This window comes from Photobacterium chitinilyticum (assembly GCF_004104355.1).
Classification (GTDB): domain Bacteria; phylum Pseudomonadota; class Gammaproteobacteria; order Enterobacterales; family Vibrionaceae; genus Photobacterium; species Photobacterium chitinilyticum.
Map to the genome: position 1 here is coordinate 15,871 of NZ_RJLM01000003.1, position 12,191 is coordinate 28,061.

Sequence of the window (12,191 nt, forward strand, 5' to 3'; positions counted from 1 at the left end):
GACCTCAACAGGAAGTTAAGCCCACGCTTATAATCTTGTCAACATTATGCAAAAACAATAGATTTAAATATTTACATTTAGTCCTATACACTCCAAAAATTAACATTCACCTCTCATTTAACATCCAGCAAATAATATAAATACTTTTCACACACCGTAGTAGTATATAAGAATCAGTTAAATACAGTATTACAGGAAAGGAATTAGAAGCGACCAATAATGTCCAGGCAAATGGAAGATAGCGATCAAGTATCTGCATGTGTCCTCAACTTGTTATTCTAACCTTACAAACAAGATTATCAAAATCGAAAAGTTAAACTAAATAAGACGAATAATTTAAGGGAGCAAATAGCTCCCCACTCATAACCTAAGCGATGCAGATATCATATTTCGGAAGAACATCACGAACGACCTGAAGCCTGAATGTTTTCAAAGCATCATGAAAGAGTTTCCAATCAGAATCTAAAAAACTTTCATTGTATTTATACTCAACAACATCATTAAGCATTGGAATAGATGTACCTCTACCACGAGCCTTATATTTCCAACTTTCCTTACCACTTGTGATAAAAGTTAGCTCTATTGGATCGAAGTTAAAGTGACCTTCTGCTATTAATTTCAACCACTTCTTGTGACGTTCCTCACCATCATCATCGGTTATGGTCTCAAAGACAGTTCTGATTCTATTTAAATCGTCAGAAGGCATATGATCTTGCCGATCAATCTGCATCTCATCATCTCCTGAAAGGTAACACTTAATCACTTTATACATATGATTTGCAGCGTCAGTGAAGATCTCGGTGTTGTCTCTCGCAACCATCTCACCCAGTCCGTTAGTATATGACCATTTTACATACGGTCTATCAGGAAATGAGAGTGCAGGACCATGGCCAAGCGGAGAAACCGAAGAAACACTCCAGGTCGCAATCCCATCCTTTACTCTTTCAAGCAAACTACTAGACTCCGATTCAATATCCTCAACTTCATTAATCTCATGAGAAACACCAGCAAATCCCTGATGAGCAAAGGTATCTGCATAAACATGCATTGCTATTCCCATCAAATGTAGCCCAAACTTTTCATTTCGATGCTTCGCTGCGACCTTTAGCATGTCATGCGCAACATAGCTGTTGGGTTTACAAACTAACTTTTTAATAAAACTCCCATCTGGATTTTCTCCTGCCGGTAAACCATCATTACCCAGGAGGAAATGAAAAGGAATCCATGCCAAATGGTTGGCCATTGCATTGGAATTACGATAATCAATCATCTTATGTGCTGATGAAATCCGAGAATACATTGCACCATTCTTGAATTTAACCGGAGCTGAGTTCACCGCCTCATCTACATATTGTGCACAATATGCAAGCTTCTCAGCATCTCCATGCGGCATCCCCGCTATTCTTGCTACAACATAAGTTAATGTATGATGTCCATCTATTTGCATCGCAAGTTCTCCTTTAATTAGAATCACTTGCTAAGGCTACCCCTTTAGCTGTTTATTTCTTATACAGCGGTCTCAATTCTTGAATACAGCTGATTTATATATACAGCAGATATATGTAGCAATAACATTAGGCATGTGTGGATGTATTGGTAAGATAACTATGAACTGAAGTGCCAGTAGTGAGAATAATAGTGTTATTCGAATAGAGCCAGAAGGGATGATCCGTTTAAAAAACCATAATCTTTTTATTAAATAGCGCTCTTTTCTGATTGAAGACATCGATAAGATTTATGCTCGAGATCGTTTGCTGTCAGACCAAACTTACTTGCTAAACTAACAAGTTCAGAGCGATAACTTTCTAACAAACCTTCCTCATCAGTCATAATCGCAAATTCTGCAAAGTTACCGATGCCTTCTAAATGGTCGACGGTAATATGAAACTTATCGACAAAATAGATACTTCGTTCCTTTTTCATTTCCAGCATGACATCATAGCCCATCGTTTTTAACATGCTCCGAGCATTATTGGCATCGGTGATATTTGTTGCTTCGCAACGATCTGATTCTGGCCCCTTCACTATCCATAACTTAATGCCCGATGGTTCCATTTCTCGTATACAGACACTTTTATTTTGAGCTAATAGGTGTTGTTCCTTTGTGTCAAAATAACTGTCTGATTCAATATTATCTTGAAGCATCACCTCATGTTCCATCGAGCCTAGTACGTCTATAAATGCTGACTTTGATGCAAGACGATACTTTAGTTCAACCTCAAATTTCCCCTTAAAATGATCGTGACTCATCGGTTATTACTCTCGGTTGATATCGATTGGTATATTTGCCTAATTAACAAAAGTGAATTCAACTTAAAGCCCCTTGTTATGGGGCTTTCAAAGATTAAATCAGAAAATCTTCCAGTGATTTACCTTCATTTTCAATCGCTTCCTTCAGGGGCGCAGGCATACGACCTTGACCTGTCCAAGTACGCTCTTCGCCATCAATAGTAAATTTATACTTGGCAGGCCGAGGAGCACGTTTAGACTTTGGTGCATTACCTAGCATAGCCATCAATTCTTCAGGTTCGATACCATCTGCGGCCAACATATCTCGATAAGTTTTCAGTTTGTCTTCGCGTTCTTTATTCTTAGAACGTTCTTCAGCTTCAGCTTCTTCTCTTTCTGTCACTACAGATTGTAATTTCTGAAGGCCTTCTTGAAGCTCTTCTAGTGTCAATTCACGTGCAGTTGCCCGCAGTGAACGCAGGTTTAATAGTGTGTTGAAAACGTCGCTCATAGTTCTAATTCTGATTCAAATGGAAATAAGAGCGGTATTCTAACCAGAATTTACTCTTTAAACCAGATAATGATTTATCTATATCTTATTTTTATTAACTCACGCGTCATATAAAACTTATTGTTTAGCATGACCAGTAAAATCAAAGCTATCATTTTTGATTTATACCGTGACTAAATATGGGCTTAATTTCATCAAATAATGGCAATAAAATGAGCGGTGGGTCACTTAATACTAAAAACCCCAGTTAACAATCGTCTATTCTATCATCATGTCACTCCTGCGGCTTCAATGTTGACACAGAGGTTACAAACAGATGGAGAAAAAGGCTAATATTGTCATTATTTGCTGCCTTTTCAGATTATGATTCGCTTTCAACATCTTGGCTTACTTGTTACTGGTCTTATTACTACTGGCTTTATTGCTATGGCCTCTAGTCCTTTGCCAACCACCACCCAAGAAAGTGCAATAGACCTTCAAAGCCTTTGGCAGCAGTTTTATCAGCAAGCTGATCAACTCGCCCCTCAACAAAAAATTAGCCAGACAGAGATCAATCACTATCCGAAACTGCTACTTTTGAGCAATAGTCAATACCCCGACTTCAGTCAGCTTAAATGGCAAGAAATCCAGAAACTGTGGCAGGCCCGTCAGAACTGCAGGGTTGACCAACCATACCAGGCCAATGCCAACCTGAAAGATGCTATCGAATTTGAGCTGGCACTATGCCAAAAAAGGCCATTGGCAAACTCATGGTTTAATAAACAGCTTAATAACAAAGCTTTGCTTCACCCATCTGGAGGCAGCTTTGCCGACAGGTATCTGGCATCGCTCGATCAAACTACCGCCAACAGTTTTCTGGTCCAACATCAGAATCAATTGACATTGGCTAACAAAGCTCACCCGCTCCACCCTTTACTATCAGAACTAGAGCCTAAAGGCGTTGATGCTTTGTTGTCAGGCTATCGAGCCTATCTATCTAAGAAAAATACATTATGGCTAAACAATGAATCGGGCTGGAAAGCCATCGCCGTCAATCAATGGCAACCACTTGCGCAGGCGATGAAATTACAGATAGTAAATAGCCCAACAGCAAGCTGTTCATTTCGTTACAGCAATCTTTGTTTAAATATCACGACACCTGAATCACAGTGGTCTCGATGGGCACTGGCTTTATGTTCATTGATCATTACCTATCTGGTATTTCGTAGCCTTCATCAGCGCCGACAGGATACAAAAGAACGACAGTTTATCCTCCAGTTGCTAACTCACGAACTGAGAACACCAATCACCAGCTTAGGCTTAACCGTTGAGCTGTTTCGTGATCAGTTTGATAATCTAAACGATCACACACAGCAGGCGGTATGGCGCTTAATGGCTGACCACCAGCGGCTAGCTCAACTGACCGAAACCAGTACAGGATATTTGACCACCAACTCTGACGTTCAATTCCCACGCCAACGTGCTGATATTACAGATTGGCTGGATCACTGCCTAGGTAAATACCAGCTTCCATACTCCATCAATGAGGAACACGAGTTGGAACTGCCCTACTACTGGCTCGGGATCTGTCTCGATAACCTAATTAAAAATGCCCAGCAGCATGGTAAAGGCGAAATAACCATCGATGTTCAGGTCGATAAAGTACTACGTATCCAAGTTTCCGACCGGGGCCATTTCCCAAACTTTATCCAGCGCTGGTTTAACATTGTTCCCCCCTCCTCACGCCAAGCCAATATGGGGATTGGTCTCACTATCGTCTCACGCTTGATGAAGAAAATGGGCGGCAGGCTTATCTGCCAACGCAAACCCACCCGCTGTATTTTGGAGTTACCGCTATGAGTCAAATTCTGTTGATTGAAGACGATAAACTGCTCGGGGAAGGACTGAGTGAATACTTAAAACAACACGGCTTTAGCTGCCAATGGCTTAGCAATACCAAAAGTATTGAAAAACACTGGTATCGTGCTGATTTAGTGATCCTTGACCGTCAGTTGACAGAAGGAGACAGTATCAACTTTCTTCCCCAGTGGCTCATGCTCAAAGCTCTGCCGGTTATCATCCTTACCGCAAAAATTGACGTTGAACAGCGAGTCGAAGGATTAATGGCAGGGGCAAAAGACTACGTCCTTAAGCCGTTTTCACACCAAGAACTACTGGCCCGCATATACGCCCAACTACGTCCTCTGGGGGACAGTACAATTTGTTATCAACAAGTAGAAATCGATGTTTCAAATCGAGCTGTAACTGATAGTGGCTGCAGTATCGACTTAAAACCCAAAGAGTTCCAGCTACTGCTAATGTTGGTGCAAAACCAAGGCCGCGTATTTCACCGAGAAGAGCTTTTGAATAAAATATGGGGCTATCAAGCATTTCCGACCACCAGAACCGTGGACAACCACGTGCTACGGCTCCGACAAAAAATCCCAAACTTACAGATAGAAACGCTGCGTGGTGTCGGCTACCGATTGGTAAAAGATATATGAAAAGACTGACTTTTTTCGTAGTTAGCAGCTTATTAAGTTCGAGTTCGCTAGCCAATGATTGGTTTCCAGAAACTCCGCTGAAAGCAAGCTATTCAGCATTAGTCGAAGGCAATACGCTGCTTGCCTGGCAAGAACTCCAGCTCAGCTTAAGCCGTCATAACGTTGAAGAGCGCTACTGGCGGCCGGTCAAACAAGCGATATTGAGCGAAACCCAATGCGGTAGGCACCTTACCAGCACAGCTTCTATAGCTGCAAATATCAGCCTTACTATCATCAGTAAAGGCAACGCGAACAATCAAGGCTATCAAGTCAAACTGTCGACAGAGCAAATCACACAGCCTCTTGAGCTGCAGCTGTTTGATGAATACAACACACTGATCGTGTCAGCGACAGTCACTTCACCGACCAAAGAATATCTCGAATTTGAAAGTGACGAACTATTGAGCGAACCGAAAGCAGGACTGTATCAATTAGCGGTTAATGGCATTCACTATCCATTGATCATTTCCTCGTTTACAACGACACCCTGGCTTCATTCCACGGCAGCTCGAGCTTTCAAATCCTTGACCATCACACCACCCAACCAAATCGCTTCATGTGCACCAGCCTCTGTTCGTTGGCAATGGTTTGACGAAGACTACAACCTGCTTGAAAGACCGTCCCCTATGAACCTTACACCCGCCATCACGGATAACAATGACTCGTATAGCGTATCACTTCCTCCTGCTGCGCCAGCCAAGGCCTACTGGTTAAGCGGTGTAGTTAGCCAATTTGAATATCAAGGGAGAATAAAAGTGGAATATATCCAGCGCTTTAGTCTGCCCACGTCGGTAATAGAGACATATAGGTGACAAATCGGCTCTGGCTTTGGTTTCTAATAAAAACAAATCCACACAAGACAGTCGCGATGAAAACAATAACACCTCTATTCATGAGCTTAACAGTAGCAATGAGCTTTTCGGCTTACAGCACTGAAATACAGCTAACTCAAAACAATCAGCGTATTTCTATCGATCCGGCCAGCTTACAAATTAGCTGGCAAAAACAGCGTCACAACCTATCGGTAAACCAAGCTGCACTTGCTATCAACGGTCTGCCACAGCGCGCAACACAACTATCAAAAAATGCCGAAAACCAGGCATCTTGGTTGCTCAAACCAAGCAATGTTGAGGTTAGCGCCACATTTGATAAAAGCTTGAAACTGGTATTTGCCGTTCGCAATGAAACGACCATCAAGCGTAACCACCCAATCAAGTTAACTTGGTTTGATTTGGCAGAACATGAAACGCAAAATTTGTTGCTCCCTTTTAACGAAGGCATGCGCGTACCAACCAATAACAAAACATGGATACGCTACCTAAGCGAAGAACATTCCGGTTCAAATACTACTCAAGATCTAAAAATGCCGTTTTGGACAACTGAGCAAGACGGTCTATTTGTCAACTATCAGCTACTTACTGCCACAGACAACGAACTCAACTTCACGCAGTCGCAGAAAAAACTAGATATGCAGGCAACACACGACTTTACCCAATTAAACCGAGAGCAAGCCTTCAGCGTGCAGATCACCTTGGGCAGTGACGCGTTAGCTGGAGCAAAACAGTACCGTGAATGGCGGATCAAACAACAGAAGGCACAGCCACTCTCTGCCAAGCTCAATGATAATCCTGAGGTCGAAAAACTAATCGGTGCCAGTCATGTCTATTTGTTTGGTCGTGATGCCTTTGCGGTGGAAGACGTAAAAGATTGGTGGGGGCTAAAAGATTGGTACTTCAGCCAACCAAACCTCGAGCCATCCCAAGAAGCGACAAAAGAACTCAACAACCTGCATCAAGGGCAAGATTGGCTAAGCAACTATCATAAACGCCTGTTGGTTGAGAGTATCAATCAGTCGGTAAACCTCGCCTTTCCTGTCGTGCCAACGATGCCAGATAGTAATCGTATAAAAGAGCAGTACCAAGCAGCGGAGCAACGCAAAAATTGGCTTGCCAAATACGCTGGCCGCTACCTGATCTCACCAGAACGATGGGGGCAGGCAATCTCTCAAGATATGGTCAATAATCTGAAAAAAGCTGGCTTAGAAAAACTCTGGTTAGGTTTCGACAACTGGATGCCCGCGTTTTATCAACCGCAAGTCATCAACCAAGCCAAAGAGGCGGGATATCTCGTAGGCACTTACGACTCTTACAATACCGCAATTCCCCCCGGTGTTAATGACACTTGGCTTACCGCGCAGCTTCCACGAGAAATGCGCGAAACGTGTGCCATTGAAAAAGCCAATGGTCAAAAACAAAAAGGGTTTCGCGGCAATGGCTTTTACCTAAACCCAGCCTGCCGTCGAGACTATGTAGAACAGCGAATCAAAGACATAATCCACTTTGGGCGCTTTAACAGCTTGTTTTTAGATGTTGATGCGACGGCAATGGCTCGAGAAGATTACAGTGAGTCAGAGGCTCGTATGAACTCAGATAGCATGAAACACGGCGGAGTGAACCTAGGCGGAATGAGTCAGGCAGACATGCTCACTGCGTTTAATGACCGTATGCAGTGGATCGCAACCGTTCCTAATGTGTTGCTAGGCTCGGAAGATGGAAACAGTTTAACAACTCAGGGCATTGCCTTCGCACATGGAATGGAAACGGTCGGTTTTGGTTGGACAGATCCTGATATGAAGAGCAACCGCCGATCTCCCTATTTTTTAGGTGCTTGGTACCCAGACCAGAAGCCAGACTTTTTCTTCAAATCAGCTCAGGTGAAGGAACCCTATAAAACACTGCTTTTTGCTCCGCAGTACAGAGTACCGCTGTACCAAACGGTATTCCATGACGAAGTCATTAATAGCCATCACTGGCATAGCGACAGCCTGAAGTTCAGCAATGTACAAATGGAACGCGACCTAATTGCCATGCTGTACAACACCCCGGCAATGGTGCATCTAAGCCGTGATGAAGCAAATAGCATCAAGGCTCCGCGCTTACAGGCGCTAGTCCACTATCAAAAAGGCTTTACTCCCATTCACCAACAGCTATGGAACAAAGCAATGGTTGATTTTCAATGGCTTGATCAGCAAGGGCTACTGCAGCAAACCCGCTTCAGTGATGGCAGCAAAATTATCGCCAACTTCTCTGAACAGACCCAAGAAACAGAAGATCAAATGCAGATACCTTCAGGTGCAATTTTGGCATTATTAAGCAATGGCGAGAAAGTACAGTGGCGTTCTTTGGCAACAGAGAAAACTGATTAACTTCGTTTAAAGCGACGAGTATCTTAGAATTCAGGCTGCAGTATCATGCAGCCTGTCTCGTTCACCAGCGCGTTGAGATTGGTTTTAGCCAGTTCAATTCACGAAAAGAACACGTCAATTCGGCTTGTACTTTGACGAGGAGCTCTTATTCATCGCCTTTTCGAGCTAGAACTCGAATATTGTCGTTTAGCATATTGAGCGGGATATCTGTTCTAAGTGACTTTACTGTATTGAATTAACGAGTGTATATCTGTCAATATATCCCAAGGTCTTTCTTTATATGATCGGTCAATTCACTTTCATATAACCTTTTACAGTTAAACTCTCCATACATAAATGAACTTTTAATAAATCGCGTAATGACTCTAGAAATAAAACGTTTCATTTATCCAACCTAAATATCATCTTTGATGACAGAATATCAAGATACAACTTTAGCAGCTTAATAATGCCACCTTTTATGTTTGAATTACTTTTCATAACTTCCCCATGATTTTAAGACAACAACTATGGCCACACATACAAATTAACAGAACACTTGAATTTCAACTTAATAAGCTTTAGTTTAAATATATATTAGTAAATACAAATTCAACAAATGGTTTTCACTTAACACATTGTTACTGAGAAGGAACAGTTAGATGCTTGATTCTTACAATGAACTAATCACATTTGCTTTTATATGCAAGACGTTGTCCATTACTGATGCAGCAAAAGAACTAAATAAATCGAAAGCCCATGTTAGCCGTCAATTATCAAATCTAGAGAAGCGCATTGGTACAACACTGGTTTACAGAACAACTCGTAATTTAACATTAACTGAGAATGGATTAGCACTCAAAAATGATGCGATTTCGTTGTTAAATACATCAGTACAGTTAGATTATAAAGCCAAATCATTATCAATCGGCATATGCGGCAGGTTTTGTATTACCATTCCTACATCTATAGCGACCTCGATCTTTTCGGAGCTTCTTTTAAATTTAAATCAAAACTTTCCAAACGTATCATTCGAGATAATCGTCAGTAATAAAGTAGAACCTTTACTTAATAAGAGAATTGACATGGCAATTCGCATTGGTGAGGTTAAAAATGATAATTTAGTAGCACACAAAATTGGCTCTTATCGCGATGTTTTTATATCATCAAAAAGCACAGAGCTTCCCAATAATATTGAATCATTAACATTCATCAACAATTCATACCATAACCAACTTGATTTGAAGTGTTATCTAGAAGACGAAACGTTAAAGATTAACGAATTTAAAAACATCATATCTGTAAATGAGGCAGCAACACAACTAACATTTATAAAAAATGGATTAGGTATTGGACTAGCTCCTTCCTACATACTTAAAACTTCAGAGAACAATAACAAGATATATAACATATTCCCTGAGTATCATAGTAAGGAGCGAGACATGTATATTGTTTACCCTTTCCAAACGCCATTACCAGAGAAGCTATCAAAAATTTCAATGTACTTAAAGAAAGAACTTAAAAAATATCTAGAACAATAACAAAACTCACAAAATCCGGTACATATGCCTTAATTGAAATATTATTTAATCACACCCTATCTAAAAGCTTCATAGCCAAAAAATAATGAGCCTAATTATATTGATAAAGCAATGGGACAGGATAGTGAAATTAAATTTTAGTATTTTTTGTGAATTTCAGTTTTATTGACTCAGAAAGTTTCCTCTATTCTTCGATGCCATAAGATTGTACAAACTTCACAAATTATCAAATCGAATAGCATTCAGCCCCTTTTAAGCTGGATAAATTAAGTTCGTATTAATTTAAATAAATCTGTAGTCATCATCAATAGATGAACACTACGAGGCGCCTCAAATCTTGCATAATTATCACGACTAACAAGAAGCTCGCTAGAAATATGGACCTAAAGTTTGACAAACAAGAAGTCACCATCAACTAGTGAAATTTCAACTCTGAAAGGTTAGAATCGCCGCCTAACTGCCGCAGGAGCTATATGCTCCTTCAGCTCTCAACTGTTATTACAATAGATCAGCATATGCACTCCCCGGAACATTGTTTTACGCCATTTAAAGAATCAATCGACACATATAGCTTGCCAGAACGGTTCACTTTTCCTTTCTATTATGAGCCCCACCCTTTATGTTTACTGGCGGCGAAAGAGCTTCAGCACCACCTACAAACACAAACGCTGTGGCAACATAACTTTGGCCTTTCCGAGGACAAAACTGCCGCTATCGGTAAAATGTTTGGCGTTCTTCTGGTCCAAAATACACAAGGTGAGATTGGCTATCTATCTGCTTTTTCTGGGAAAATAGCCGAACAAAACCTGCTGCCAAATTTTGTGCCTCCGGTGTTTGATATGCTAGCGGAAGATAGCTTCTTTCTTTCCGAGCAAGTAGAAATCAATAAGATCACCGCCAAGATCGAACAGCTAGAACGCAACCCGAAAATAGCGGAAACTGAAAAGACACTGAAAACCGAGCAAGCAACCAGCAGTGAGCAGCTAAACGCTCACCGAAACCGAATGGTTGAAGGACGTAAAGCCCGCAAAGCACTTCGTGCTAACGGCTCTGAACTTGTGCCCGATGAGCTACGAGAGCTGAAACAACGGCTTAGCCAAGAAAGTGTCATAGAAAAGCTGCAGCTAAGAGATCTGAAACTACATTGGGAAGCACGCCTAAATACGGTACAGCTTCAGCTAAGTGCACAAACGGATGAAATTACCGCACTTAAAACCAAACGAAAAGCACTCTCGGCCGCTTTGCAAAAGAAACTGTTTGCCCAATACCGTTTCTTGAACGTAAATGGCATTGAGAGAGATCTCAATGATCTGTTTATCGATACCACACGACAAACTCCCCCAGCAGGTGCGGGTGAGTGTGCAGCCCCCAAATTACTACAATATGCCTTCAAATGGGGAATGAAGCCGCTAGCTATTGCTGAGTTCTGGTGGGGATCATCACCCAAGTCCGAAATCAGACAACATGAAAATTTCTATCCTGCCTGCAAAGGAAAATGCCAGCCAATTCTTGAACATATGCTGGAAGGTATAGATATGGACGAAAACCCGTTACTTGCCAACCCCTGCGAAGGAAAGACCGTCGAGATTATCTACCAAGATAACGACATGGCCGTAGTTAACAAACCGGCTGAGTTTTTATCTGTGCCAGGGAAAACTATAGAAGATTCCGTTTACCTTCGGATGAAGCAACATTTTCCGGATGCTACTGGACCGCTTATCGTTCACAGGCTTGATATGTCTACTTCAGGCTTGATGGTTATTGCCTTAACCCATAGAGCAAATAAAAGCCTACAAAAGCAGTTTATTCAACGAACAATCCAAAAGCGTTATGTGGCTTTGGTTGATGGTTTGATAGAGCAGGATGAAGGCATTATCAATTTGCCGCTACGCGGTGATCTTGATGACAGACCGCGTCAGCTGGTCTGCTACGAACATGGCAAGCCGGCAGAAACAAAGTGGGAAGTTATCGAGCGAAAGTGCTCACGAACTAAAGTGTATTTATACCCCAAAACAGGTCGGACACACCAACTCCGTGTTCATTGCGCCCATGTAGAAGGCTTGCACATGCCAATGATTGGCGACGATCTCTACGGCAACAAAGCTGATCGATTACATTTGCATGCCGAACGGCTAGAGCTCGCACACCCAATCACCAACGAATTCATGCAATTTCAGGTTGAGGCTGAATTTTAAAAAAAGCCC

Annotated in this window: 9 protein-coding genes; 6 read left to right on the forward strand and 3 right to left on the reverse strand. The window is 41.7% G+C overall.

Features of this window, described 5'->3' with window-relative positions; translation table 11 throughout:
• Positions 1-367: 367 nt before the first annotated feature.
• The 3 genes from EDI28_RS09160 to EDI28_RS09170 form a co-directional block, all read right to left on the reverse strand.
• A complete protein-coding gene (locus EDI28_RS09160; RefSeq protein ID WP_128783565.1) occupies positions 368-1,447 on the reverse strand; it encodes a DUF6765 family protein in 1,080 nt (359 codons plus the stop codon).
• A gap of 248 nt (positions 1,448-1,695) precedes the next feature.
• Positions 1,696-2,250: a class IV adenylate cyclase gene (cyaB, locus tag EDI28_RS09165; protein ID WP_128783566.1), complete on the reverse strand. Its 555-nt coding sequence runs from the start codon at positions 2,248-2,250 to the stop codon at positions 1,696-1,698.
• Positions 2,251-2,344: 94 nt separating this feature from the next.
• Positions 2,345-2,740 carry an H-NS family histone-like protein gene (locus EDI28_RS09170; RefSeq protein ID WP_128783567.1) on the reverse strand — a complete coding sequence of 132 codons (396 nt, stop codon included), beginning with the start codon at positions 2,738-2,740 and terminating at the stop codon, positions 2,345-2,347.
• A 363-nt stretch (positions 2,741-3,103) separates the two neighbouring features.
• Between EDI28_RS09170 and EDI28_RS09175 the strand changes: the two genes are divergently transcribed.
• From EDI28_RS09175 to EDI28_RS09200, 6 genes are all read left to right on the forward strand, one after another.
• A complete protein-coding gene (locus tag EDI28_RS09175; protein ID WP_128783568.1) occupies positions 3,104-4,579 on the forward strand; it encodes an ATP-binding protein in 1,476 nt (491 codons plus the stop codon).
• Complete coding sequence (locus EDI28_RS09180) at positions 4,576-5,223, forward strand: response regulator transcription factor (RefSeq protein ID WP_128783569.1); 648 nt, start codon at positions 4,576-4,578, stop codon at positions 5,221-5,223. The genes EDI28_RS09175 and EDI28_RS09180 overlap by 4 nt, the downstream gene beginning before the upstream one ends.
• On the forward strand, positions 5,220-6,074 hold the full coding sequence (locus tag EDI28_RS09185) for a DUF2861 family protein (protein ID WP_128783570.1): 855 nt from the start codon (positions 5,220-5,222) through the stop codon (positions 6,072-6,074). The genes EDI28_RS09180 and EDI28_RS09185 overlap by 4 nt, the downstream gene beginning before the upstream one ends.
• Before the next feature lie 56 nt (positions 6,075-6,130).
• Positions 6,131-8,467: a glycoside hydrolase gene (locus EDI28_RS09190; protein WP_128783571.1), complete on the forward strand. Its 2,337-nt coding sequence runs from the start codon at positions 6,131-6,133 to the stop codon at positions 8,465-8,467.
• 641 nt (positions 8,468-9,108) lie between these two features.
• Entirely contained in the window at positions 9,109-9,987 is an 879-nt protein-coding gene (locus EDI28_RS09195) for a LysR family transcriptional regulator (RefSeq protein WP_128783572.1), read from the forward strand.
• A gap of 515 nt (positions 9,988-10,502) precedes the next feature.
• Complete coding sequence (locus tag EDI28_RS09200; RefSeq protein ID WP_128783906.1) at positions 10,503-12,182, forward strand: RluA family pseudouridine synthase; 1,680 nt, start codon at positions 10,503-10,505, stop codon at positions 12,180-12,182.
• Positions 12,183-12,191: the final 9 nt, after the last annotated feature.

Coding starts and splice junctions, on each gene's coding strand:
- EDI28_RS09160 (WP_128783565.1), bottom strand. CDS start 1,447: ATGCAAATAGATGGACATCATACATTAACTTATGTTGTAGCAAGAATA.
- cyaB (WP_128783566.1), bottom strand. CDS start 2,250: ATGAGTCACGATCATTTTAAGGGGAAATTTGAGGTTGAACTAAAGTAT.
- EDI28_RS09170 (WP_128783567.1), bottom strand. CDS start 2,740: ATGAGCGACGTTTTCAACACACTATTAAACCTGCGTTCACTGCGGGCA.
- EDI28_RS09175 (WP_128783568.1), top strand. CDS start 3,104: ATGATTCGCTTTCAACATCTTGGCTTACTTGTTACTGGTCTTATTACT.
- EDI28_RS09180 (WP_128783569.1), top strand. CDS start 4,576: ATGAGTCAAATTCTGTTGATTGAAGACGATAAACTGCTCGGGGAAGGA.
- EDI28_RS09185 (WP_128783570.1), top strand. CDS start 5,220: ATGAAAAGACTGACTTTTTTCGTAGTTAGCAGCTTATTAAGTTCGAGT.
- EDI28_RS09190 (WP_128783571.1), top strand. CDS start 6,131: ATGAAAACAATAACACCTCTATTCATGAGCTTAACAGTAGCAATGAGC.
- EDI28_RS09195 (WP_128783572.1), top strand. CDS start 9,109: ATGCTTGATTCTTACAATGAACTAATCACATTTGCTTTTATATGCAAG.
- EDI28_RS09200 (WP_128783906.1), top strand. CDS start 10,503: ATGCACTCCCCGGAACATTGTTTTACGCCATTTAAAGAATCAATCGAC.